The organism is Streptomyces sp. NPDC050619, assembly GCF_040654815.1.
Lineage (GTDB): Bacteria > Actinomycetota > Actinomycetes > Streptomycetales > Streptomycetaceae > Streptomyces.
Map to the genome: position 1 here is coordinate 149,031 of NZ_JBFAIR010000007.1, position 23,867 is coordinate 172,897.

The window sequence follows — 23,867 nt, forward strand, 5'->3', positions numbered from 1 at the left end:
TCAGTACTTCCAGCGGTACGCCGCCGCCACCCGCTCGTCGTCCAGCCCGGCCACGGACGCGATCTCCCCGCCGCGTACGGCGATCACCGCGTCGGCGAGGACCGGGCCGAGCGCGGCCCGCAGCCGGGCGTCCGCGCGGAACTCCTCGACCGCCTCGTCCAGCGAGACCGGCAGCCGGCGGACACCCCGGGCCGCCGCCTCCTCCGCGTCGAACCGGGCCGGATCCCCGGTGATCTCCTCGGGCAGCGGCACCGACGACGTCACACCGTCCAGACCGGCGGCGATCAGGCAGGCGAGCGCGAGGTACGGGTTGGCGGCCAGGTCGACCGGCTTGACCTCCAGGTTCGCCACCTGGTCGCGCAGGCCCGCCGTCCCGGTGATCACCCGTACCGCGGCCTCGCGGGTCTCCCGGCCCCAGGCGGTGAACACCCCGGCCCACTGGGAGGGTTTGAGCCGCAGATAGCTCGCCGGACTCGGCGCCGTCACGGCCGTCAGCGCCGGGAGGTGGGCGAGCACACCCGCCGCGAAGGACTCCGCCTCCTGCGTCATGCCGTACCGGCCCGTGCCGCCGGCGTGCAGGTTCGCGCCGTCGCGCCAGGCGGAGAGGTGGATGTGGCCGCCGTTGCCGACACCCTGGGCGAGGACCGCCGGGGCGAAGGAGACGGCGAGGCCGTGGCGGCCCGCCACCGCGCGGACGGTCTGCCGCACCAGCACACTGCGGTCGGCCGCCGCCACCGGGTCGAGCGCGCCCACCGAGACCTCGAACTGCCCGGCCGCGTACTCGGGATGGAGCTGCTCGACCTCGACGCCCTGCGCCGCGAGCGCCGCCAGCAGGTCGGCGGTGTAGTCGCCGAGCTCGACCTGCCGGGTGGCGCTGTACGCCGGACCGGTCGTGGCGGGCACGAAGTCACCGCCGGACGGACCCTGCCCCACGGACCACTCGATCTCGATGCCCGACTTGAAGGTGATGCCGTGGCGCTCGGCGGCCTGCGCGACGGTCCGGCGCAGGACGGTGCGGCCGCACCCCGGATGCGGCTCGCCCTCCTGCGTGATCCGGTCGACCGGCGCCCACGCCCAGCCGGGTTGCCCGATCAGGACGACCAGGTGGTCCAGGTCGGGGTAGAGGCGCAGATCGCCGTCCGGGGAGCCGAGCACATCGGTGGCGACGATGGAGTCGTCGGCCAGGAAGGTGTCGAACACCGGGGACATGCCGACGCCCCAGGCCGCGGCCGAGGCGAGCCGGGCCGTCGGGACGGTCTTCACACGGGTGATGCCCGCGGTGTCCACATAGGCGAGGACGATGCCCTGCACGCCCTGCCCGGTCAGCTCCCCGGCGAGTGCGGCGGCCCGCTCGACGTCCCCGGGACGCCCGCCGGGAACGGGGTCGGCAAGTGTGGTCATACGTCCTCCTTCGACGGGCCCGGTGGGGTCGGTGCCCGTGTCAGGGTTTCACGGCCACCGCGCCGAACTGCGGTACGGCGACGGGAGAGTCGGGCTCGGCACGCCACTGCGAACACGACACCAGACCCGGCTCCAGGAGCTGAAGTCCGTCGAAGAAGGAGGCGATGTCCTCGCGGCTGCGGGCGGTGATCGGCGGCGTGGCGTTCTCGTTCCAGAACTTCATGGCCGGGATCTGGCCCTCGCCGCCGAGGTCGGCGTCGAAGGTGGGATGGGTCAGGGCCAGGTAACTGCCCGAGGGCACCACGTCCATCACCCGGCGCGCGATGTCCCGCGCCTCCTCGGTGTCGAGGACGAAGTTGAGGATGCCCAGCATCATCACCGCGATCGGCTTGCCGAAGTCCAAGGTCTGCTCGGCGCGTTCGAGGATGGCGCCCGGGTCGTGCACATCGGCGTCGATGTAGTCGGTGACGCCCCCGGCGGTGCTGGTCAGCAGGGTTCGGGCGTGCACCAGGACGATGGGGTCGTTGTCGACGTAGACGATCCGCGACTCGGGCGCGATCCGCTGGGCGATCTCATGGGTGTTGTCCACCGTCGGCAGACCGGTGCCGATGTCGAGGAACTGCCGCACCCCCTGCTCACCGGCGAGGAACTGCACAGCCCGGCCCAGGAACCAGCGGTCCGCGCGGGCGATCTCCCGGATGATCGGGAACATCCCGGCCACCTGCTCGCCGACCCGCTGGTCGACCTCGTAGTTGTCCTTGCCGCCGATCCAGTAGTTCCAGACGCGCGCGTTGTGCGCCACACCGGTGTTCAGCCTCGCCGACCTGCCTGACGGGGTGTGGCTCTCGCTCACGGTCGTGCTCCTTCTCGCGCCGGTGGCCGTCGCCGTCATTGTGTCGTCCGATGATCAGCTTGTCCCGGAAACGGCCCGAGCGGAAGGGAGGAAAGGGGAGAAGGGGAGGGGGAGTGGAGGAGAGGGAGACAGGTCAGTCGACCACCGTGGGGTCCGCGGCGGGCGTCCGGCCCGCCTGCACGTCCTCCAGCCGCTGGGTGCCCTGCCGCACGGCCTGCTCGACGGAGTCGGCCTCGCCCCCGTCGAGACCGCCGGCGGTGACGATGATGGCGTCGGTGCCGAGGCGTACGACTGCGATGTCCAGGGTGAGCGTGGCGGGCGCGCCGGCGGCCGTGCCCCGCACTGTCACGTGCAGCCCCTGGCGGGCGTCTCCCTCGTCGGGCAGCGAGGCCTCGGTCACCTGGATCGTCTGCTTGCCGCCCGTGGAGTCGATCGTCGTGAACTGGTCGCAGGTGACCGGCAGGGACTTCAGCCGGGCGAGCGAGTCGTCGAGCGCGGCCCGGTCGTAGGCGGCGACCTGGTAGAGCAGGCGGGAGTCGTCCTGCTCGAAGCCGGTGAGCGCGGACGCCCCGGACGGCTTGCCCAGCAGGTCCTCGGTGTAGAGGGCGTCGAGGAGTTTCTGGCAGTCGGCGGCTTCGGCCTTGGCGGTGAGGAAGTCGGCGACGTCCACCTTCCCGACGAGCAGGCTGTCGCGCCAGGACGCGGCGTCCTCGACCTTCGTCCAGTCGTTCTCGATGTCGGCCTCGGTGATCAGGGCGGCCTGTGCGGAGGCCTCGGTGAGGAGGGTGCGGGCCGTGGGGGTCGGCGACTGGGACGGCGGCTTCGCGGCGAGCGGGGAGGCGGCCCGGGAGTCCTTCGCGACCGGCGACGCGGCGACGTCCGCGGCACCGGAACCGCCGCCGCCGTCGTCGTCGCTGCCGTCCGAGCAGGCCGCGGTGGTCAGCAGCGCGCCCGCGGCCAGGGCCGAGGCGAGGAGACGGACGGGACGGCGGAACGGACGAGGGGTCATCGCGGAGGCCTCCGGAGCATGTGGTGGTCGGTGCCCTCAGCGCACCATCGGCCTCCGCGGCGCACCAGCGCACGGGCCTGTTCGGGTGAGCGGTACGTTCACGCGCCCCCCGTGCCCGTCAGGAAGCCGGCCCCGCAAGCCCGTTCTGCCACGCCCAGGCCGCGATCTCCACCCGGTTCCGCGCCGCCAGCTTGAGCTGGACGCTGGACAGGTGCGTCTTGACCGTGGACAGGGAGACGTACAGCTCGGCCGCGATCTCGGCGTTGGTGCGGCCGAGCGCGACCAGCCGGACCACGTCGAGCTCGCGGTCGGTGAGGGGTTCGCTGAGCGGTGCCCGGCGGGCGGGGGCGACCGGCTGCGGGGCCTGGGTGACGTGCTTGAGCAGGCGGACGGTGACCGAGGGCGAGACCAGCGAATCACCGGCCGCCGCCGCGCGCACCGCCTCCGCGAGGAGGGTCGGCCCCGCGTCCTTGAGCAGGAACCCGCACGCGCCGCCGCGCAGCGCCCCGTACACGTACTCGTCGAGGTCGAAGGTGGTGACCACGACCACCCGCATCGGGTCGGCGACCTCGGGCCCCGCCAGCAGCCGGGTGGCCTCCAGCCCGTCCAGCTTCGGCATCCGGATGTCCAGCAGGCACACGTCCGGCCGCACCCTGCGGGCCAGGGTCACCGCCTCCTCCCCGTCGGCGGCCTCGGCGACCACGGTGATGTCCGGCTGCGCGTCCAGGAAGAAGCGGAAACCGGTGCGGACCATGTCCTGGTCGTCGGCGATGAGGACGCGGATGGGCGCGCCGGGCGGGGTGGGGCTCGTCATGGCTCGATCATGCCTCAGGCAGGGGGAGGGGCGAGGGCCTGCCGGCGTGTGTGGTCCCGCCGACGTGCCTGGCGGGACGCAGACGTGCCTGGCGGGCCGCCGGCGTTCGTGGCAGGCCGCACGGTCGGTCGTCGGTCGTGGTCTGGGCCGGGTTCGGTCGTCGGTCGTGGTCTGGGCGGATCGGTCGTCCGTCGCGGCCTGGCCTGGCCCGGACCCGTCCGTCGTCAGTCCGTGGTCTGGGCCGGATCGGCCGTCACCCTCCGCAGCAGTGGCCTGCTGGCGGCGATCGCGGCGAGCATCGCCAGCGCGCCGACGACCACGCAGGCGGCCAGTTGCAGGGCGCCGGTGGTGTTGATCGTGACGCCGGCCGCCTTGTTGAGCTGGTAGGAGCCGTAGACGCCCATCGCGGTGGTGCCGCCGGCCAGGACGACCAGGGGCAGGACCGTCTCGCGGACCCGGGCCCGGTTCAGCACCCGCAGCGGGGTGCCGGCCAGCCGCAGCAGGCCGTAGACGCGCCGCCGGTCCAGGACGTTCGCCGCCGCGGTGAGGCCGGCGGATGCGGTCGCCACGACGAAGCTCAGGGCCAGCGTGGCGGTGCTGACGTCGGAGACGCGGTCGATGATCGTGCGGTCGCTCGCCGTGGCGTAGTCCTCGGTGTACGGAGGCGTGCCCGGTGCGATGGCGGTGAGCACGGTGACAGCGGTGTCGATCCGCTCCGTACCGCCCGAAACGCGGGCGATCACACCCGGGTTGCCGCCCAGCAGGCTGCTGTAGTCGTCCTCCCTGCCGGTGGTGACGGTGGCGGCGACGCCCGCGCGGTCGAGCAGCGTTCGGGCCTCGGTGGCGGCGTGCCGGGCGTCGGCGGCGTTCGCGGTGACCACCGCGACCTGGCCGCGGTAGTCCACGCCGTCCAGGCTGCCCAGCTGGCTGACCGAGAAGAATCCGGCCACGAACCCGGCGAGCACCAGGCCGCTGACCGTGCGCCAGGCGCCGCGCGGGTCGTCGCTGAGCCGGCGTGCGGCCAGCAGGGTCGCCGGGCGGCGCGCGAAGCGGCCCGCGACCCGGCCCAGCCGGTCCACGACCCACGGCCCGAACAGCCAGAACGTGCCGTAGAAAAGTCCCAGCAGGACGAGCGCCTGCCGCGACGACAGCCGGCCGCCGCCCGCGGACTGCCAGATGTAGAGCAGCGCCGCCGCGAACAGCGCGAACCGGATCCAGCGCGTGCGGCGCGGGTTCGCCTCCTGGGCGACGCCCAGCGGCGAGGTCGCCACCTGGCGCAGCATCGACATCGCGCTGACGGTGAGGAGTACGGTGACCCCCGCCACCACCGCCGCGAACCACGGCAGGCCCACCCACAGCTGACCGGTGTACCAGCCGCCGACGCCGTACGGGACCTCGGCCAGGGCCGGCAGCAGCGCCACGTACGCGAGCGCGCCCGCCAGGGCACCGGCCGCGCCGACCACCGCCGCCTCGACGGCGGTCATGGCGAGGATCTGCCTCGGCGTGGCCCCCGCCAGCCGCAGCGCGGCCAGCCGCTGCTCGCGCCGGGCCGCGCCGAGCCGCCCGGCCGCCGAGGCCAGCACGACCACGGGCATCGCCAGCAGCACCACACCCAGCAGCGCCGTTCCCTTGTCCGAGGCGGTGAGCAGGAGCGCCCGCGTTCCGGAGAACCCGGAGATCCCGGCACGCGCGGTCTGCCCGTCGTCGAACCAGTCGATTGTGCCGTCGGCCGCCGCAGAGACCGCCGGGTCGGTCGGCGCCCGGCCCACCACCGCGACCAGTTCGTCGGGAGAGGCGAGAGCGGCGGCGCCGATCGTGCCGTAGGACGCCACCTTCGGGAAGCGGTGGGCCAGTTGGCCCGCGGGGAGTTCGCGCATCAGCTCGGCCAGGGCGGGGGAGACGTACACCTCGCCGTTCTTGGGGAAGGCGTCGAGGCCCGGTGGTGCGGGGGTCGCTCCGCGGCCGGGCAGCTGGGCCAGGGAGACGACGGTGAGGGGTTCGTGACGGACGTACGTCGTGGCGAGGGCCTGGACGGCGGTGGCCTGTTTCGCCGGTACGGCGTCGGGGGTGCGCCAGGTTGTGTGGTCGGCGCGGGTGCCGGAGCCGAGGGTGGCGGCGATCATGACCAGCATGACGAAGGCGCCGACGGCGGCGGCCCCGGCCGCCAGCAGCTGGCTCTGCAGGCCGCGGCGGCCGGAGGACCGGGCGAGGTGCCAGGTCAGGGGCAGGACAGAGGAACGCATCGGATTCTCCGCTGATGAAGATCGGGTGACGAGAGATCAGGTGATGGATAGCCAGGTGATGCAGGGTCAGGTGACCGTGTACTGGCTGTGGTTGCTGATCCGGCCGTCCCGTACCTGGAGGATCCGGTCGCAGTGGGCGGCGACGTCGGAGTCGTGCGTGACCATGACCAGGGCGGCGCCCTGCTCACGGGTGACGGAGGTGAGCAGCCGCACGACCTCGGTGCTGGTGACCTGGTCCAGGGCGCCGGTCGGTTCGTCGGCGAAGACCACGTCGGGTTCGACGACCAGGGCGCGGGCGATCGCCACCCGCTGGGCCTGACCGCCGGACAGCTGGCCGGGGCGGCGCCTCTCCAGCCCGTCGAGGCCGAGGGGCGCGAACCAGCGGCGGGCGCGTGCGACGGCCTCCTTGCGCGGTGTGCCCTCCAGCATCAGCGGCAGGGCGATGTTCTCCTCGGCGGGCAGCTCGGGCAGCAGTTGACCGGACTGGAAGACGAACCCGAAGCGCGCCCGGCGCAGCGCGCTGAGCTTGTTCTCGCCCAGCTTGTCGATGCGCTCCCCGCGCAGCAGGACCTCTCCGCCGTCGGGCCGGATGATCCCGGCGAGGGTGTGCAGGAGCGTGGACTTGCCGGACCCGGACGGGCCCATGATCGCCAGCGAGTCGCGCGGGCCGACCCGGACGTCCACGCCGGCCAGCGCGGTGGTGGAGCCGTACTTCTTCACGAGGCCGTGACCGGCCAGAACGGTGTTCATGAGGTGCCGTGGTCCTTGTCTCAGCGCTTCTCAGCGTCTCAGGGCGTCTCTGGGCGTCTCTGGGCTTCGCAGCGCTGCTCAGCGCTCGAACTTCCAGGTCACCGACGAGGCGGTGGCGCTGACCACGCGGACGGGGATCGACACGTCCTTGCCGTCGCTCGTCCTGCCGGTGCACGTGATGCTGGCTCCGGCGACGGCCTTCAGGCCCGTCGGGCAGGAGACGTCGGAGACCTTCTCGCCGAGCCAGGGCAGGGGGTGGAACTTGCTCTGGGTCCGGCCCGCGACGAGATCGGGCGCCAGGGCCTTGTGGCCGCCGACGCTCACTGTGGTGTGCTCGTCGAGTCCGGTGGTGGACTCGGTGCCGGCGACCAGATGGGTGCCGAGTGCGCCGAGGGCGACCACCGCGGTGGCACCCCCGACCAGGCCGATGACGAATCTGCTGCGTTGCATCGCGTGCTCCTGATGGCTGGGAGGAGGAAGTGGCCTCAGCCTCGCCCGCGCCCGCCGGCCCGCGCCTCGGCCATAAGGCCAGGACCACCGGGCTCGCCTCGGGGCTCCTCGACCGTTCGGCCGATCCCGCCGCCCAGCGCCTGGCCATACGGTGAGCCGCATGAAATCCGTTTCCGGCCTGGGCTGCGCACGGGGCCTCGTCGTGGGTGTCCTGCTCAGCGCCGTGGCCTACGACCTGAGCATCGCGGGCGACCACGGTCAGAACCTCTGGCCCCCGGCTGTGGTGCTGCTGGTCGGCCTGGCCGCCGTACTGTGGCCGGCCCGCCGTCGGCCACGGTGGCTCACCCCGCAGCTGCGCACCGGCGTGCCCGCCCTCCTGTCGGTGCTGTTCACCACGGCCGCGCTCGTCACCGACGAGGCGTTGCTGTTCCGCCCGGGTGAGGCCGCGATCCTGCTGTCCCTGCTCTTCGTCGCCGTACGGCACTGCCCGCGGCCCTGGGCCGCCGCCTGCGGGATCCTGGACGGCCTGGCCCTCCTCGCCCTGCCGCTGCGTTACACCCCCTCGCTCAAGGACGACGACGCCCTCGCCGCCATGGTGGTGGGCCTCCTGCTGACCGGCCTCATCAGCGGGCTCGCCGGGTACCTGCGGTCAGTGGACTACCGACGCATGGCCACGATCAGCGAGACCCGCCGCTCCGAACGCCTGGCCATCGCCGCCGACCTGCACGACTTCGTCGCCCACCACGTCACCGGGATCCTCGTCCAGACCCAGGTGGCCCGCATGATGGCCGACGACCGGACCGACGAAATCGACCCCGTCCTGGCCGGCATCGAGCGCGCCGCGACCGAGGCGCTGGCGTCGATGCGGCGCACGGTCGGCGTACTGCGCGACACCGGCCCCGACGCCGTCGACCGCCGTCCGGTGGGCGATCTGGCGGGCATCGCCGACCTGACCGACGGCTTCGCGAGCCCGATCCAGAAGGTCGCCCTGCTCCGCGACCCCGCGGTGCCCGACGACCTCCCGCACGAGGTGCAGGCGGCGGCCTTCCGGGTCGTCCAGGAGGCGCTGACCAACGTACGACGTCACGCGGGCGACGCCACGCGGGTCACCGTCCGGCTGCGGTACGAAGCGGGCCGCCTGGAGGTGTCGGTGGCGGACGACGGCCGGGGCGGCAGCCAGCTGCCGGACGCCGCGCACGGCGGCGGCTTCGGCCTCGTCGGACTGAAGGAACGGGTGACCGCGCTGGACGGTGACCTGCACGCCGGGCCGCTTGGCGGACAGGGCTGGGAGGTCCGTGCGGTGTTCCCGGGGGAGCGGGGACGGGATCAGCCCGCGCGGCCGAGCAAGGTCGGCAGCAACTCCGCCTCTTCGTAGGCGAAGTGGGCTTCCACGTCTGTGGCCAGACGCCCGATGTCCGACCGGAGGCGAGGCGCACGGCTTCACCGGCGGCGGTTTCGGAGGTGAGGTCCGCGACGAGCGCTTCGATACCGGCGACGACCGCGCCACAGTCCGGTGCTCCTGGCGCAACCGGGCGACGGCCGGGGCGAGTTCGGGGAACTGCCGCTCGAAGTCGGTGAAGGCGCCGTTCTCGTCGTGGACGCGTAACAGGAACTCGCCGATGGCCCGGGTGCGTTCCGGGGCGGCGAGGTCGGGCCGGCGCAGCTCGATCACGGGATCACGCGGGTGGTGGCCTCCTGGTAGGCCGTGAAGGGCGGGCTCCCGCTCGCACTGTGCCCGGTAGAGGCGGTCGCGCTCCTCGCCGTCGAGGGGCCGGGCCGCGAACCGCTCCACGCGGCCGTCGTCGGTGCCGATCTCTACGGTGACACGGGGATCCTGGAGCGCCGGGAGGAGGAGGCGGGCCTCCGCCGGAAGATCGTCAGCATCGCCGACGCGCATCGGGACGCGATCAACGGCTGGCTGGGGCAGGGGGCCGGCGCCTGGCGCAAGGCACTCGCGCCGCTGACGGCCGCGCAGCGGCGGGTGGTCTGGTAGGCCTGGTAGGTCTGGAACGATCAAGCGGCGTGGCGGAGACTGTCTTCGGCCACCTGTTTGTCCAGGGACGCTCGCACCAATGCGGCGGCGAGCACGGCCGGTTCGGCGTTCCCGGCGAGCTTGACGATCCGCTCCGGGTCCTTCGGCAGGCCGAGGCGTTCCGCGCCCGACAGCGCCTTGTCGTCCAGGTACGGCGCCGCTTCCGGCCACACCCGCTGGACCTCGCGCAGGAAGATGTCGGCTCCGGACGGGCCGAGCCCCGGCACCTCCTGGAGCAGGCGGCGCAGTTCGGAGACCTTGCCGTCCGCCTCCTTCCGCAGGCGCCGCAGATCACCGCCCCACCGCTCGGTCAACAGCTCGGCGCCGTCGCCGAGTTGGGTGGCGGTACGTTCGTCGTAGCGCCGGTAGCCGCCGCGGCCCAGCGCGTCCACCCGCTCCTGCCAGTCCGCCTCGGCCATGCGACGCGGATCGCGCAGCCCCGCCTCGTGCAGGGCACGGGCGGTGGCGACGGCGACGGAGCCGCGGATGCGGGCGCTGAGCAGGACCGCCAGGACCAGCAGCCGGTACAGGGGCTGTGGGGTGTCCTTCAGCGTGATGCCCGCCTCCTCGGCGAACGTCTGCCCGTGCGCACTCGTCAGTTCGCGCAGCGTGCGCTCCTGCTTGTCCTTGCCCTTGTTCATGCGCTTGTTCATGAGCTTGTCCATGGGCGCTTGTTCATGTGGGCTTGTTCATGGCTTGAGCGGGTCGTGGCCGAGGGTCATCAGCCGGTGGCGCCGACGCGTCTCCTCGGCATCCGGTTCGTTCTCCACGTCCGTCTGCGCGGTCACCGTGTCCACGACCTTGTACATCACGCGGATGTCGTCGTCGGTGAGGTCCGTGCGCCGCTTCTGAAGGATCGCCAGGACGTGCTGCCCCGTGGGGCTGCCCGCCTGATCCGGCAGCGCCTCCGTGTCCTCGTCGGCGTCGCGGACCCGCAGCCAGGCGGCCAGCTCCTGCGAGGTCATGTTCACCACGCGGTGGAAGTCCTCCCACAGCGCGTCGAGTTCGAGGGCGTCGGTCATCGAGTGCCCCTTCCGTGCGTGTGTGCCAGGACCGGGCCGAGGTCAGCCCTTCGGCCAGTTCTCCGCGTCGAACATCCAGCGCTGCTTCTCCAGCTCGGCGGTGATGGAGAGCAGCAGGTCCTGGGTGACCAGGTCGGCCTTCTCGGTCGCGTCGATGCGCTCGCGCAGCCGCCCGATGGCCGCCTCCAGGGCCTCGACCATCACCTCGACGGCCTCCGTGTCCCGCACCCAGCCGTCCTTCGGGCCGGGCAAGGTGAACTGCGACGCGATGGTCTCCGGGCGGCCGTCGGGCGGTATGCCGAGCGCCGCGGCGCGCTCCGCGACCGTGTCGGAGAACTCGCGTGCCGCCGAGACCACCTCGTCGAGCTGGAAGTGGATCGACCGGAAGCGCGGCCCCACGATGTTCCAGTGCGCCTGCTTCCCGGTCAGGGACAGCCCCAGAAGATCCACCAGAGTGCCCTGCAGCGCGTCCCCGGTGACCTGACGGGCCGATTCCGGAAGCGTGCTCTTCACGACAGTCATACGGTGCTCCTCCTCCTGGCGTCGTTTCTGGCCGTACGGAGCAGTGCGTCGCGTTCCTCCTCATGAGTTCCGCCCCACACGCCCGAGGTCTGCCCGTTGCTCAGCGCGAACGTCAGACACGGGGTGATCACCGGGCAGCGGGCACATACGCGCTTGGCGGCCGCGATGTCCCGCAGCGCCGGTCCGGACGTGCTCACGGGGAAGAACAACTCGGGGTCTTCTCCGGCACAGGCAGCACGGCGCAACCACTCCATGACGGCGCGGGTGCCCAGGGCGAACTGGTGCAAACACCACCCTCGGACGCCTCGCGCGCGATGGTTCAGCCGGGGAGCACACCGTCCAGGAAGCGGGTCACATCCGCGAAGACCCGCGCTTTGTTCGTCTCGTTGAACACCTCGTGCCGGGCGCCCGGGTACGTCCGCTCGGTCAGCTCTCCGCCGTTCAGCTCCTCGATGCCGATCCGGCTCCCGGCGAGCGGCACCAGCCGGTCCTCGGCGCCGTGCAGCCACAGCAGCGGGAGCCGGCCCACGTCACCCGCCTTGGACACGGTCTCCAGGGTGCGCGCGAACGACTCCACCGTCGGCCGCTTCATCGGCCCGTGCCACACCAGCGGATCCGCCGCGTACGCCGCCGCGACCTCCGGGTCACGGGAGAGCGAGGCCGGGCTGATCGGGGTGTCCGGGATCTCGTCGAGGGCGAGCAGCCGGCCCGGCAGCTCCCACGCGCCGATCACCGGCCCCGACAGCACCAGCGCGGCGAGAGTGCCGCCGTACCGCTGGGCGTAGCGGGCCGCGATCAGGCCGCCCATGGAGTGCCCGACCATGACGACCGGCAGGCCCGGGTGTGCGGCCTCGGCCAGTTCGGCCACAGTGCGCACATCGGTGACGACGTCCTCGAAGTCCTCGATCAGTACCCGCTCGCCGGCCGACCTCCCGTGCCCGAGGTGATCGGGCCCGAACACGGCCGCGCCGTGCCCCACCAGCACGCCGGCCAGTTCCTCGTACCGGCCGACGTGTTCGCCGTATCCGTGGAGGAGGAGGGCGACGTACCGAGGCCGCTCGCCCGGCCACTCCCGCGCGGTGATCGGACCCCGTGTTCCGGGCAGGGCGTGCTCACGGGAGTCGGCCATGTGTCCTCCGGCTGTGTCGGTGCGGCTACCCAGGCTTGCGGGGCTTGCGGGGCTTGCATGCTTGCCGGTCTTCCCGGTCTCCCCGGTCTTCCCGGGGGATCTTCTCAAGGAGCCGGCAGCAGGTCTACGGCCGACGGTCACATGGACACTGGCCAACTGGCGAGACGCTCCTTACGCCCACCGGTTACCTGCACATAGCATCAGTGTCCGCATGAACACGATGACCCTCTGGCACATCTCCGGCTGGGAGTTCGCCGCCCTCGCCTTCGCCGCCCTGCTCGTCGGCTTCTCGAAGACCGCCGTGAGCGGGGCCAACACGGTCAGCCTGGCGATCTTCGCCGCCGTGCTGCCCGCCCGCGCCTCCACCGGCGTCCTGCTGCCGATCCTGATCGCCGGGGACGTGCTCGCGGTGCTCACCTACCGGCGGCACGCCCACTGGCCCACGCTGTGGCGGCTGTTCCCGGCGGTCGCCGTGGGCGTGGTGGCCGGCACGCTGTTCCTGGTGTGGGCGGACGACGAGATCGTACGGACGTCGATCGGCGGCATCCTGCTGCTGATGGCCGGGGTCACGGTGTGGCGTCGCCGCAAGGCCGAAACGGAGGAGGAGCCGGACTCGGTCACCAGCCGGGCGGGCCGCGTCAAGGCCCGCTCGTACGGCGTCCTCGGCGGCTTCACCACCATGGTCGCCAACGCGGGCGGACCGGTGATGTCGATGTATCTCCTCTCCGCGGGCTTCCGGAAACTCGGCTTCCTCGGCACCTCCGCCTTCTTCTTCCTGATCGTCAACGTGTCCAAGGTTCCCTTCAGCGTCGGCCTCGGCCTGATCGACGGCCATTCGCTGCTCCTCGACGCCGCGCTCGTGGCGTTCGTCGTGCCCGGGGCGTTCCTCGGCAAATGGGCCGTGAACAGGATCAACCAGCGGTTGTTCGAGCAGTTGGTGATCGCGGCGACCGTGGTCGGCGGCCTCCAACTACTCCTGCGCTAGGGCCCTAGCTGTATTGATCACGAGCGTTGTTAAGTGCCCGGTGCCCGGTGCCCGGTGCCCGGTGCCCGGTGCCCGGTGTCCGGTGCCCGGTGTCTGGCGTCCCGCGGTCGGCGCCTCGTTCCCCGCGTCTGGCGTCTGGCGTCTGGCGTCTGGCGTCCCGCACCCAGCGCCCGGCACCCCGTTCCCCGCGTCCCGCGTCCCGCGTCCCGCGTCCCGCGTCCGCGCCCGGCGCTCGGTACTCGGCGCCCCGCGCTCCGCGCCCGGCGTCCCGTATCCAGCGCCCCGCATCCCGCATCCCGGCATTCGGCGCCCGGTACTCGGCGTCCGGCGCCCGGCATCCGGCGCCCGGCGCTCGGCGTCCCGCGCCCGGCATTCGGCGCGCGGTACTCGGCGCCCGGTACTCGGCGCTCGGCGCCCCGCATCCCGGCATCCGGCGCCCGGCACCCCGTTCCCCGCGCCCGGCACCCCGTTCCCCGCGCCCGGCACCCCGTTCCCCGCGCCCGGCACCCCGTTCCCCGCGCCCGGCATCCGGCGCCCCGTGTCCCACGCCCCGCACCCCGCCCCCACACTCCGCACGCACCCTGCACCCACCCCCCGCCGCGCACCTCGTACGCTCGTCGCCATGGCCCCCCACGTCCTGATCCTCGGCGGCACCACCGAGGCCCGCGAACTGGGCGCCGCGCTCACGGCGCGCCCCGGTCTGCGGGTCACCACCTCCCTCGCGGGGCGAGTGGCGAGGCCGGGACCGGTCGCGGGAGAGGTACGGGTCGGGGGCTTCGGCGGGGCGGACGGGCTGGCCGGCTGGCTGCGTGAGCAGCGGGTGGACGCGCTCGTCGACGCCACGCACCCCTTCGCCGAGTCGATCACGGCGAACGCGGCCCGGGCCGCGGCGGCGACCGGCGTCCCCGCGGTGGTGCTGCGCCGCCCGTCCTGGCGGCCCGGCCCCGAGGACCGCTGGCACCCGGTCACGTCCCTGAGCACGGCCGCGGACCTGCTGCCCGAGCTCGGCAGGCGCGTGCTCCTCACCACGGGGCGTCTGGGCCTGGCCGCCTTCGCGTACCTGACGGACCTGCACTTCGTCGTACGGTCGGTCGAGCTGCCCGAGCCGCCGATGCCGCCGCACACCGAAGTGCTCCTGGCCCGCGGGCCGTTCACGGTGGCCGACGAGTCGGCGCTGCTGTACGACCACTGCATCGACGTACTGGTGACCAAGGACAGCGGGGGAGAGGCGACGGCGGCCAAGCTCGCGGCCGCCCGCGCACTACGGCTGCCGGTCGTGGTCGTAGGACGGCCGCCCCTGCCGGAGGGCGTGACCGTCGTGCCCGACGTGGCCGGGGCCGTGGCGTGGCTGAGCCTCAACTCGCCGTGACCGAGGTGCGGATGGGGATGCGGATGGGGATGCGGATGCGGTCGACGGCGTGCGGCGCCTCGTCGCGCGCCCCCCCGCAGATGTCAGCCCTGCAGATGTCAGCCCCACGGATGCCAGCCCCGCTGATGTCAGCTCGGCGCACCCACGGTCGCCGGCTCCGCCGCCCCGCTGGGCAGGCCGTGGCTCATGTCCTCGACCAGCAGGCGCTTGGCGATCGTGTCCACCGCCGCGCGCAGGTCGGTGCCCGAGGGGCGGCCGATGTCCTGCTCCACCCGGTCCTCCAGCCAGGCCGCCCACGCCTCGGTCATGACCCGGGCCTCGCGGGCGCCCGCCTCCGTGTGGGAGAGGAAGGAGCCGTGGCGGGTCAGATAACCCTCGTCCACCATGCGGTCGAAGACCGGCAGCAGCGCCTCCGGCGGCATATGGCGGCGGGCCGCGATCAGCCCGAGGCTCGCGTGGCCGACCATCCTGGTGAACAACTCGACCTGCATCACCGCCCAGGCACCGGCGATGTCGAGCCGGGTGTCCGAGTCCGCCATGATCCGGCGCGCGGTGTCCAGGTCCGTGCCGACGATGATCTTCCCGACGGAGGCTTCGAGCACCCGCTGCGAATCCGGACGGGTCGGCGTCGCGAACCCCTCGCCCATGTCGGTGGAGCTCATTCGCGCGCTGTCGCGCAGCTCGACCTGCTTGAGGAACAGGGCGACCAGGAACCCGAGGGCCGCGACCGGCACGGTCCACAGGAAGACGGTCTGGATCGTGTCGGCGTAGGCGTCGATGATTGGCGCGGCCATGTCCGACGGCAACTGGTGCAGGCCCTCCGGACTGGTGGCCGCCCTGGTGACGGTGGCCGCGTCCACGCCGCCCGACTGCGCCGCCGTCGCGATCCCGTCCTCGAGGTTGGGCGCGAGGGAGTTGGTGTAGATCGTGCCGAAGACGGCGGTGCCGAAGGAACTGCCCAGCGTACGGAAGAAGGTGACGCCGGACGTCGCGGTGCCGAGGTCGGCGTATTCGACGGTGTTCTGCACGGCGATGGTCAGCACCTGCATGCACAGCCCGATGCCGGTGCCGAGCACGAACATGTACAGCGACTCCAGCCAGGCACCGCTGGACGGCCCCATCAGGGACATCAGATACAGGCCGACGCCCATCACCAGCGCGCCGACGATCGGGAAGAACCGGTACTGCCCCGTCTTGCTGACCACGTTGCCGCTGAAGACCGACGCGATGAGCAGGCCGAGCACCATCGGCAGAGTGCGCACACCGGACACCGTGGCCGAGTCGCCGTCGACGTACTGGAGATAGGTCGGCAGGTACGTCATCGCGCCCAGCATCGCGAAACCGACGATGAAGCTGAGGATCGAGCAGACGGTGAAGACCGGACTGGCGAACAGCCGCATCGGCAGCATCGGTTCGGCCGCCCGGGTCTCCACCCAGCAGAACAGGCCGAGAGCGACCGTACCGCCCACGAACAGGCCGATGATGAGGCCCGAACCCCACGCGTACTCGTTGCCGCCCCAACTGGTCGCCAGGATCAGCGCGCTGGCGCCGATCGCGATGAACGCGATGCCCAGATAGTCGATGACGGGCCGGGAGGCCGACTTGACGACCGGGATGGTGCGGGCCGCCGCGATGACGACCAGGATCGCGATGGGGACGTTGATGTAGAACGCCCAGCGCCAGGACAGATGATCGGTGAACAGCCCGCCCAGCAGCGGCCCGATGACCGTGGCCACCCCGAACACCGCCCCGATCGCGCCCTGGTACTTGCCGCGCTCCCGCAGCGGGATCACATCGGCGATCAGCGCCATCGCCGTCACCATCAGACCGCCCGCCCCGATGCCCTGCATGGCCCGCCAGGCGATCAGCAGCGTCATGTTGGAGGCCAGACCGCACAGGAACGAGCCCGTGATGAACACGATCGCCGAGACCTGGAAGACCACCTTGCGGCCGAACAGATCGCCGAACTTGCCGACCAGGACTGTCGCGACGGTCTCCGCGAGGAGGTAGGCGGTGACCACCCACGACATGTGCGCGGCACCGCCCAGGTCCGACACGATCGTCGGCAGGGCCGTGCCGACGATGGTCTGGTCGAGGGCCGCGAGCAGCATCCCCAGCATGATCGTCACGAAGACGACGTTGCGGCGACGCTTGTCCAGTACAGGAGGCTGCACTGCGGTGGGCAGTGCGGTTTCCTCCACGACTGTCACGAGGTCACCTTCACACCGGTGGGCTGCTCCCGCGTGCGGGGACGGGCCGCACGAGTGCCCGGGCGACCCGTGCCTCACTCCTGCCGATGCCGGCGCAGCAGATACGTGTCCATGATCCAGCCCTTGCGCGCACGGGCCTCGGCGCGCAGCCGCTCGATGCGGGGCGCGGTCTCGGCGATCGGGCCGGCGGCGAGGATCTCGTCCGGAGTGCCTATATAGGCACCCCAGTAGATGTCGATGTCCTGGTCGGCGTACTGCCGGAAGGTCTGGTGGGCGTCGAGCATCACGACCACGTCGTCCACGCCCTCGGGGAAGCCCTCGGCGAGGCGCCGGCCGGTGGTGATCTGGACGGGCCGGGCGACCCGGTTCAGCCCGGTCCGGTGCCGGGCGACGAGCGCCGAGACACTGCTGATGCCCGGCACGACGTCGTACGTGAAGGCCACCGTGCCCCGGTCGAGGATCTCGTCCAGGATCCCGATCGTGCTGTCGTACAGCGCGGGATCCCCCCACACCAGGAACGCGCCGCTCTCGTCCTCGCCCAGCTCCTCGGCGATCAGCCCGGCGTAGATGTCGGCCCGGGCGCTGCGCCAGTCCCCGACGGCCGGGGAGTACGCGGCACCGCCGGCGCCCCGGTCACGCTCCGGGTCGCGCGCCTCGACGACGCGGTACGTCCCCTCCGGCACATGCGCGTCGAGCATGTCCCGACGCAGCTGAACGAGGTCCGCCTTCACCTCGCCCTTGTCCAGGACAAAGAACACGTCCGTGCCGCGCAGGGCCCTGACCGCCTGAAGGGTGAGCTGGTCGGGGTCGCCCGCGCCGATACCGATGACCTGAATCTTTCGCACGCCCTGAGTCTGCCGTACACCACTGACAGCGCGTGCATCGCGTCCGGGGGAGGGGAGGGGGCGGCGGGGGTTCGGTGCCTGCGACGTCGCGCGCGCCGGGTTACGACGTCCCGTGCGCCGCGTTACGGCGCACCCTGCCCTGCCTTACGACGCCTCCGGTCCCCGGAGCCGTGGCGCCCGGGCCCCCGCGTCGATGCTCTCGCCGTCCTGCTCCACGGCCGCCGCCAGCTCCAGCGCCCAGGCGGTGACTCCCGTGAGGTCCATGCCGTACGGCCGTTGCCGCCCGGTCGCCGACGCCCACTCCGCCACGGCCCCGGCGCCCCGCCGCAACAGCCGGGCACCGCCCGTGACGTTTCCCCGGGCCGCGTGGGTGAGCCCCACGGCGAGCTGGGCGAGCCCTCGCCACAGCTGCCGCTCCTCGTCGGGGCCCGACTTCCAGGCGTCCTCGAAGACCTCGTGCGCGTGGAACGGCTTCCCCGCGTCCAGCAGTTCCTGGGCCTCGGCGACGCTCGCCTCCGGGGCCCGGACCACGCCCTCGGGCTGCCGGGCGACGCCTTCCGAGCCGTACGGCAGCGGCCGCCCGAGCCCGTCCCGCGGCCGGGCGTTGCGCGCCCGCCCCTCGTCGTCCCGGTCCCGCGCGTCGGCCTGCCGTCCTGAGGATGTGCTGCCCATACGCCGATTGTCCCGCGCCCGGTAGCGGCACCGCGCCCGCCCCGTCGATTCCCCCTGTCCCTGTCCCCGTCTTCGGACAGGCCCCCGACGTGGGGTAAAGTGCTGTTCGCGCGATCACGCGGCTCACCGCGGGCAGCGCATCGGGACGTGGCGCAGCTTGGTAGCGCACTTGACTGGGGGTCAAGGGGTCGCAGGTTCAAATCCTGTCGTCCCGACAGCGGAATTCCGCATTGTCGCAGTTCAGGGGCCGTCTTCGGACGGCCCCTGCTGTGTGTTCGGGCGCCGATTGGGAGCCCTCTTCCGGTCCCCGTGCTCCCATCGCTCCCACGGCCCGGACCTGGTGCTCCCAGCTTTTTCCGGGAGGAGTCTGTGTATGGCCGGGCTGGCTGGGCAAGCGGGCAGCCACTGTTAGGTGGAAGGCGGAGAGGGCCAGCGCCGCTTGGTCTCGGCGCATGTGGGTCGCCACGCGTGGCTCAGGTCGGGCGGCATGAGCCGTGCAGAGGGCTGATCGAGGCGTACGTCGGTGAATAGCCGGAGACTCAGTGCAAGTGACGGCCGCCGTACGTCTGTCGAAGACCGCATCGCGAGGACCGGATCTGCAGGCAGCGCCTGAAGAGGCACCCCGCTACGGCTCCACGGCGATCGTCGTCAGCACCAGCCCGTTCCCGGCGGCCCAGCGGCCGGAGAAGCCGGTCAGCGGCCTGCCCAGCAGGTCCGGTGCAGGTACCAGGACGCGCGCCGTGAAGGTGCCGTCCGGCAGGATGGCGACCGAGGCCTCCTGGAAATCCAGTAGCCGCCGGCCCACCGGGAACCACGCCTTGTACACGGACTCCTTGGCGCTGAACAGCAACCGGTCCCAGGCCAGGCCTCCGGAGGGCAGCGCGGCCAGCGCGGTGAGGTCCTCGGGGCGGGCGATGCTCTCCAGCACACCGTCCGGAAGGGGTTCGTCCGGCTCCGCGTCGATACCGAGCGCGGCCACCTCATCGGCCCGGGCCACCACGGCGGCGCGGTAGCCCTGGCAGTGCGTCATGCTGCCCACGACGCCCTCCGGCCAGCCAGGCGCACCCCGCTCCCCTGGCAGGAGCGGCGCCGGCGGGTGTCCGAGCTTCGCCAGCGCCTCCCGTGCACATGCGCGGACCGTGGTGAACTCGGCCCGCCGCTTGGCGACGGCCCGAGCGATCACGGCCTCCTCCTCGGGGAAGAGCGGGGTGTCGAGCCGATCGGCGAAACTGTGGACACACACCACGCTCGACGGCAGCAGGTTCTCGATCACGCGCCCACCCTCCCCGCGACCGCCGCCGGGACGTCCCGTGCCGGCACGATCTGCCGCGCGAGGTCGTCCCGCAGCCCGAACCGGCGCCACTCGCGCGGGTAGCCGAGCGACACCTCCTCGAACCGCACCCCGTCGTACACGGTGCGCCGGGGGATGTGCAGATGGCCGTAGACCACGGCCTCCACGCCGAACCGGGTGTGCCAGTCAGCGGTCCGCACCGTCCCGCACCACTGGGCGAACTCCTGGTACGTCATGATCCTGGTCGGCTGGCGCAGCAGAGGCCAGTGGTTCACCAGCACCAGAGGCAGGTCACCCGCCGCCTCCGTCAGCCGCCGCTCGCTCTCCTCGACCCGGGCGGCGCACCAGGCCGCCCGCGACGGATACGGGTCGGGGTGCAGGTAGTACTCGTCGGTGCAGACGATCCCGGTCTCGTGTGCCCGAGCCAGCGACTCCTCGGGGGTCGAGGTGCCGGGCGCCAGGAACGAGTAGTCGTACAGCAGGAACAGCGGCGCGATCCGGACCGGGCCGCCCGCCCCCGTCCACACCGGGTACGGGTCCTCCGGCGTCAGCACGCCCAGCCGTCGGCACATCGCCACCAGTGCCTCGTACCGCGCCACCCCGCGCAGCGCGGCCGAGGCGTCCTTCTCCACGGTCCACAGCTCATGGTTCCCGGGCGCCCAGATCACCCGCTCGAACCTGTCCCGCAGCAGCCCGAGCGTCCACTCGAGGTCCTCGAACCGCTCCCCGACGTCCCCCGCCACGATCAGCCAGTCACCCGGCGACCCGGGCTCCAGCTTCTCGACGATCGCCCGGTTGTCCTCGTACGACACGTGCAGGTCACTGACCGCACGCACCACGCTCTTGGTCCCCCTCATCCGATCAGCATAATCAGGGAGTGTCCGGCCGCCCGCGTCGGTCCGGGTCCGTACATCGTCAGGTACACGTAGTCGACTTGAGCTGGTCCGAACAACAAGTCCCGGCCGTCGCGGGTATCTCCTCAAGGCCGCCCTCGCCGGACAGATTCGCGGGCCACCCGAGATCGAACATGCAGACACGGCCCTGGACATGGGGCAGACCTTGTGCGTGCTGGAAGCGTCAGAACTCCCGTCATCGCAGGTCAGCGTCGTCGGTGAGACGGCCTCCGAGATCCAGGAGGCGGTCGGCGACGGCTCCGCCTTCGGCCTCGACCAACTCGACATCTCTGGAAGGGTGGTGGCCCTGGAGGAGAAGCCGGTCGTCCCGCGCAGCGATCTGGCCCTGGTCGGCGTTTTCCTGTTCACCCCGGCTGTGCATGAGGCCGTACAGGGGATCGAGCCTTCCGTGCGTGGTGAGTTAGAGATCACCGACGCCCTGCAGTGGCTCATCGACCATGGGCTGACGTCCGTTCCATGCTGGAGGTCAACCGCGCCGTGCTGGAAGGCATCGAGGGCCGCATCGACGGCTCGGTCGACGCGGCCGGCGAGATCATCGGCCAGGTCACGATCGAAGCCGGCGCCGAGATCCGGGGCTCGCGGATCGTGGGACCGGTCGTGATCGGCGCGAACACGCTGGTCATCGGTTCCTACGTCGGCCCGTCCACCTCGATAGCGCCGGACTGCCGGATCGAGTCCAGCGAGACAGCGTTCTCCATCGTCCTGGCCGGGGCCACGGTCCAGGGGGTCCGTCGCATCGAGAGTTCGTTGATCGGGCGGGACGTTGAGGTCACCCCCGCCACCGCCTCGGTGCCTGGTCGTGTGGTCGACTGCGTCGCCTGGACCGCGGTGGACGACACCTGCCGCAGGGAGGTGGAGGCCCTGCGGCTCATCGGCGGGGTTCCGCCCACTCGCAGTGGCGGCCTGGAGGCCTGCAAGGCGGCCCGGAGAGTCCGCTGACCTCCCGGGAGACGAGGTGCTCCGATGGGCTGCCCGACGGCCACGAGCGCCGGCGAGGCGGCCCGGAACTGTCACCTTGGACGGCAGTGACAGCGTGCCGGTGACCGTCTCCCGGGTCACCGGCCGGAGCGACCACTGACGCGGAACACCCGGCGGACAGCGCGGGCATGTCGGGGAACACGACTGCGGGTCCACGCTGTCGCCCGGGCGGAACGCGTCCGGTGCTCTAGTTCTCGGGAACGCTGGCGATGCCCGGTGGCAGGAACCGCCGGCTGGTCACACGCTCCGACACGCCAACCCGGTCGAGGTACGGCGTGATCCCGCCGAGCCAGAACGGCCAGCCGACGCCCAGGATCAGGCACAGGTCGACGTCCTGCGGTTCGGCCACCACGCCCTCGTCCAGCAGCCGCCGGATCTCGTCGGCGAGCGCCGCCGATGTCCGGTCCAGCACGTCGGCGGGAGCGGACGGTGAAGACCCGGTCTGCCACAGCGCTGCGACCTCGGGGTCGAGGGTCTTGTTGCCCTCGGCGTCCCAGAGCCACACGGAGGTCTTGCCCGCTTCGACGAGCCGCCGCAGGTTCCCGCTCACGGCGAAGCGGTCGGGGAACGCCGTGTGCAGGGTCTCGGTGACGCGCAGGGCGGCCGTGGGGCCGATGAGCTCCAGCAGGCCCAACGGTGTCATCGGCAGGCCCAGCGGGTCGAACGCGTGGTCCGCCGACTCGAACGGCGTCCCCTCGTCCAGTGCCGCGACCACCTCGCCCAGGAACCGGGCGAGCACCCGGTCGACCACCAACCCGGGCGTGTCCGAGACCAATACGCAGGACTTCCCCAGGCCCTTGCCCAGCGCGAGCGCCGTCGCCACGGTGGCGTCGTCGGTCCTGTCTGCGCGGATGACCTCCAACAGCGGCATGGCGGCGATCGGCTCGGCGAAGTGGAACCCCACCACCCGCTCCGAGTGCCGCAATTTGATCGCCGCCTCCGCGACCGACACACAGGACGTGGCGGTCGCCAGAACGCATCCGGCCGACACGTGTTCCTCGGTCTCCGCGAACACCCGCTGCTTCACCGAGAGGTCGTCGTCCACGGCCGCGACGACGAAGTCGGCCCCCCGGAGCGCTTCGCCGTCCGGCGAGCCGGATACCAGTGCCTTGACGCGGTCCGCTTCGTCCAGCGACATCTGCTCGCTGTTGAGCAGCGCGTCGATGTCGGCGTGCACGCGACCCACGCCTTCGTCCACGCGTGCCCGGTCGGCTTCGGTCAGCACGACCGGGACGTCCAGCTGTCGCGCGAACAACAGGGCCAGCTGCGAGGCCTCAGGACCCGCACCGACGATCCCGACCCTTTCCACCGGACGCGCCAGTGAGTCGTCGGGTACGCCCGGCTGCAGGGCCACGCGCCACTGCACCAGGCTGAACGCGTACAGGCTGGCACGAGACTCGTCGCTCATCAGGACGTCGGCCATGGCCTCGGACTCGGCCGAGTAGCCGCGGTCCAGGTCGTTGTGACGGGCGAAGTCCAGCAGTTCCACAGCCCGCAACGGCCCGGGCGAGGCGCCGTGGGTCTTGGCTTCGACGAGCGCGCGCGCCCGTGCGGTCGCCGCGTCCCAGCCCGCGCCGCGGTCGAACTCGGGGCGGGACACCGCGGTTTCGCCGTTGACCACACCGGCGACCCAGCGCAGCGACTGGTCGAGGTAGTCGGCCGAGTCCAACAGTACGTCCGCGACGCCCAGTTCGACGGCCTGAGCGGGCTGGAGCATCTTGTTGTTGAACGCGTTCTCGATGATCACGGTGACCGCGCGGTCCGGACCGATCAGGTTCGGCAGCAGCTGCGTGCCGCCCCAGCCCTGTAAGAGGCCGAGGGCGCACTCCGGAAAGCCGATCGCGGGGACGTCCGAGGCCACCGTTCGGTAGTGGCACGCCAACGCGAGTTCCAGTCCACCGCCGATCGCCACCCCGTTGACGAACGCGAACGTCGGGATCTCGGAGTCGGTGAAGCGGCGGAACGCGTCGTGGCCGAGTTTGCCGACGGTCAGGGTGGTGTCGCGGTCCATTCCGACGGCGGCCAGGTCGGCGCCGACGGAGAAGCAGAAGGGCTTGCCGGTCACCGCGATCGCCGCCGGGTCTGCGGCCAGCGCCGTGTCGAAGGCGGCGTCGATGCTGATGAGCCCCTCGCGGCCGAACGTGTTCGGCTTGGTGGGGTCGAGCCCGTTGTCCAGGGTGATCAGCGCGACCGGTTTCGCCAGTCCGGCCACCGGGACCACCCGGGTGGTCGCGCGGGTCACGACTTCGTCTCTCACTTTGCCCCTCCGATGTGGGTTCTGTCTGATCATGGTTCTTCCTCGGACGGCCGGCCGGGAACGGCTTTCACCGCACCGCGCACATGGGGGTGTTGGCGTGCCCCGCACCGGCACCGGCACC

At 72.1% G+C, this 23,867-nt stretch carries 23 protein-coding genes, 1 tRNA gene and 1 pseudogene; 7 read left to right on the forward strand and 18 right to left on the reverse strand.

Annotated features, from left to right (window positions below; translation table 11 throughout):
• The 7 genes from AB0I77_RS14565 to AB0I77_RS14595 all read right to left on the reverse strand — a co-directional run bounded on the left by AB0I77_RS14565 (position 1) and on the right by AB0I77_RS14595 (position 7,520).
• Positions 1–1,401, reverse strand: coding sequence for a glutamine synthetase family protein (locus AB0I77_RS14565; RefSeq protein ID WP_363282880.1), 1,401 nt, complete (start codon positions 1,399–1,401; stop codon positions 1–3).
• Positions 1,402–1,441: 40 nt separating this feature from the next.
• The gene (locus AB0I77_RS14570; RefSeq protein ID WP_363282881.1) at positions 1,442–2,254 is read right to left on the reverse strand and encodes an SAM-dependent methyltransferase; all 813 of its coding nucleotides are present in this window, start codon (positions 2,252–2,254) and stop codon (positions 1,442–1,444) included.
• Positions 2,255–2,387: 133 nt separating this feature from the next.
• Positions 2,388–3,263, reverse strand: a complete 876-nt coding sequence (locus AB0I77_RS14575) for a hypothetical protein (RefSeq protein ID WP_363282882.1) — start codon at positions 3,261–3,263, stop codon at positions 2,388–2,390.
• 118 nt (positions 3,264–3,381) lie between these two features.
• Positions 3,382–4,077 carry a response regulator transcription factor gene (locus AB0I77_RS14580; protein ID WP_363282883.1) on the reverse strand — a complete coding sequence of 232 codons (696 nt, stop codon included), beginning with the start codon at positions 4,075–4,077 and terminating at the stop codon, positions 3,382–3,384.
• Positions 4,078–4,301: 224 nt separating this feature from the next.
• On the reverse strand, positions 4,302–6,320 hold the full coding sequence (locus tag AB0I77_RS14585) for an FtsX-like permease family protein (RefSeq protein WP_363282884.1): 2,019 nt from the start codon (positions 6,318–6,320) through the stop codon (positions 4,302–4,304).
• Positions 6,321–6,386: 66 nt separating this feature from the next.
• Positions 6,387–7,070 carry an ABC transporter ATP-binding protein gene (locus AB0I77_RS14590; RefSeq protein ID WP_363282885.1) on the reverse strand — a complete coding sequence of 228 codons (684 nt, stop codon included), beginning with the start codon at positions 7,068–7,070 and terminating at the stop codon, positions 6,387–6,389.
• A gap of 78 nt (positions 7,071–7,148) precedes the next feature.
• Positions 7,149–7,520 (reverse strand): DUF4333 domain-containing protein, encoded by a 372-nt coding sequence (locus AB0I77_RS14595; protein WP_363282886.1) that lies wholly within the window; start codon positions 7,518–7,520, stop codon positions 7,149–7,151.
• Between the two features lie 29 nt (positions 7,521–7,549).
• On the opposite strand from AB0I77_RS14595, the gene AB0I77_RS14600 reads away from it, so the two are divergent.
• The 3 genes from AB0I77_RS14600 (at position 7,550) to AB0I77_RS14610 (ending at position 9,513) form a co-directional block, all read left to right on the forward strand.
• Positions 7,550–7,675 (forward strand): hypothetical protein, encoded by a 126-nt coding sequence (locus tag AB0I77_RS14600; RefSeq protein ID WP_363282887.1) that lies wholly within the window; start codon positions 7,550–7,552, stop codon positions 7,673–7,675.
• A 5-nt stretch (positions 7,676–7,680) separates the two neighbouring features.
• Positions 7,681–8,895, forward strand: a complete 1,215-nt coding sequence (locus tag AB0I77_RS14605; protein WP_363282888.1) for a sensor histidine kinase — start codon at positions 7,681–7,683, stop codon at positions 8,893–8,895.
• Between the two features lie 330 nt (positions 8,896–9,225).
• Positions 9,226–9,513: a hypothetical protein gene (locus tag AB0I77_RS14610; RefSeq protein ID WP_363282889.1), complete on the forward strand. Its 288-nt coding sequence runs from the start codon at positions 9,226–9,228 to the stop codon at positions 9,511–9,513.
• Positions 9,514–9,533: 20 nt separating this feature from the next.
• Here AB0I77_RS14610 and AB0I77_RS14615 read toward each other — a convergent pair whose 3' ends face one another.
• From AB0I77_RS14615 to AB0I77_RS14635, 5 genes are all read right to left on the reverse strand, one after another.
• Positions 9,534–10,193 (reverse strand): endonuclease, encoded by a 660-nt coding sequence (locus AB0I77_RS14615; protein WP_363282987.1) that lies wholly within the window; start codon positions 10,191–10,193, stop codon positions 9,534–9,536.
• Between the two features lie 48 nt (positions 10,194–10,241).
• Positions 10,242–10,574 (reverse strand): DUF3140 domain-containing protein, encoded by a 333-nt coding sequence (locus AB0I77_RS14620; RefSeq protein ID WP_363282890.1) that lies wholly within the window; start codon positions 10,572–10,574, stop codon positions 10,242–10,244.
• A gap of 42 nt (positions 10,575–10,616) precedes the next feature.
• A complete protein-coding gene (locus AB0I77_RS14625) occupies positions 10,617–11,096 on the reverse strand; it encodes a DNA starvation/stationary phase protection protein (protein ID WP_363282891.1) in 480 nt (159 codons plus the stop codon).
• Complete coding sequence (locus AB0I77_RS14630; protein ID WP_363282988.1) at positions 11,093–11,350, reverse strand: WhiB family transcriptional regulator; 258 nt, start codon at positions 11,348–11,350, stop codon at positions 11,093–11,095. The genes AB0I77_RS14625 and AB0I77_RS14630 overlap by 4 nt, the downstream gene beginning before the upstream one ends.
• A 65-nt stretch (positions 11,351–11,415) precedes the next feature.
• Positions 11,416–12,225 carry a lysophospholipase gene (locus AB0I77_RS14635; RefSeq protein WP_363282892.1) on the reverse strand — a complete coding sequence of 270 codons (810 nt, stop codon included), beginning with the start codon at positions 12,223–12,225 and terminating at the stop codon, positions 11,416–11,418.
• Between the two features lie 211 nt (positions 12,226–12,436).
• Between AB0I77_RS14635 and AB0I77_RS14640 the strand changes: the two genes are divergently transcribed.
• Together AB0I77_RS14640 and AB0I77_RS14645 are read left to right on the forward strand one after the other, a co-directional pair.
• Positions 12,437–13,210 (forward strand): sulfite exporter TauE/SafE family protein, encoded by a 774-nt coding sequence (locus tag AB0I77_RS14640; protein WP_363282893.1) that lies wholly within the window; start codon positions 12,437–12,439, stop codon positions 13,208–13,210.
• Positions 13,211–13,832: 622 nt separating this feature from the next.
• Positions 13,833–14,579: a cobalt-precorrin-6A reductase gene (locus tag AB0I77_RS14645; RefSeq protein ID WP_363282894.1), complete on the forward strand. Its 747-nt coding sequence runs from the start codon at positions 13,833–13,835 to the stop codon at positions 14,577–14,579.
• 128 nt (positions 14,580–14,707) lie between these two features.
• Here the strand turns inward: AB0I77_RS14645 and AB0I77_RS14650 are convergent, their stop codons facing one another.
• The 3 genes from AB0I77_RS14650 to AB0I77_RS14660 all read right to left on the reverse strand — a co-directional run bounded on the left by AB0I77_RS14650 (position 14,708) and on the right by AB0I77_RS14660 (position 18,306).
• Positions 14,708–16,789, reverse strand: a complete 2,082-nt coding sequence (locus AB0I77_RS14650) for an MDR family MFS transporter (protein ID WP_363282895.1) — start codon at positions 16,787–16,789, stop codon at positions 14,708–14,710.
• Between the two features lie 74 nt (positions 16,790–16,863).
• Complete coding sequence (cobF, locus tag AB0I77_RS14655) at positions 16,864–17,634, reverse strand: precorrin-6A synthase (deacetylating) (protein WP_363282896.1); 771 nt, start codon at positions 17,632–17,634, stop codon at positions 16,864–16,866.
• A gap of 144 nt (positions 17,635–17,778) precedes the next feature.
• Positions 17,779–18,306 carry a DUF309 domain-containing protein gene (locus AB0I77_RS14660; RefSeq protein WP_363282897.1) on the reverse strand — a complete coding sequence of 176 codons (528 nt, stop codon included), beginning with the start codon at positions 18,304–18,306 and terminating at the stop codon, positions 17,779–17,781.
• A 141-nt stretch (positions 18,307–18,447) separates the two neighbouring features.
• Here AB0I77_RS14660 and AB0I77_RS14665 point away from each other — a divergent pair.
• Positions 18,448–18,521: transfer RNA gene (locus tag AB0I77_RS14665), tRNA-Pro, on the forward strand.
• A gap of 410 nt (positions 18,522–18,931) precedes the next feature.
• On the opposite strand, the gene AB0I77_RS14670 is transcribed toward AB0I77_RS14665, so the two are convergent.
• Both AB0I77_RS14670 and AB0I77_RS14675 read right to left on the reverse strand, forming a co-directional pair.
• A complete protein-coding gene (locus AB0I77_RS14670; protein ID WP_363282898.1) occupies positions 18,932–19,579 on the reverse strand; it encodes a 4'-phosphopantetheinyl transferase superfamily protein in 648 nt (215 codons plus the stop codon).
• Positions 19,576–20,454 carry a metallophosphoesterase gene (locus AB0I77_RS14675; RefSeq protein WP_363282899.1) on the reverse strand — a complete coding sequence of 293 codons (879 nt, stop codon included), beginning with the start codon at positions 20,452–20,454 and terminating at the stop codon, positions 19,576–19,578. The genes AB0I77_RS14670 and AB0I77_RS14675 overlap by 4 nt, the downstream gene beginning before the upstream one ends.
• A 283-nt stretch (positions 20,455–20,737) precedes the next feature.
• Here AB0I77_RS14675 and AB0I77_RS14680 point away from each other — a divergent pair.
• A pseudogene (locus AB0I77_RS14680) lies at positions 20,738–21,291 on the forward strand (sugar phosphate nucleotidyltransferase); the annotation flags it as partial.
• 385 nt (positions 21,292–21,676) lie between these two features.
• Here AB0I77_RS14680 and AB0I77_RS14685 read toward each other — a convergent pair.
• Positions 21,677–23,779 carry a 3-hydroxyacyl-CoA dehydrogenase NAD-binding domain-containing protein gene (locus AB0I77_RS14685; RefSeq protein ID WP_363282900.1) on the reverse strand — a complete coding sequence of 701 codons (2,103 nt, stop codon included), beginning with the start codon at positions 23,777–23,779 and terminating at the stop codon, positions 21,677–21,679.
• Positions 23,780–23,867 lie beyond the last annotated feature (88 nt).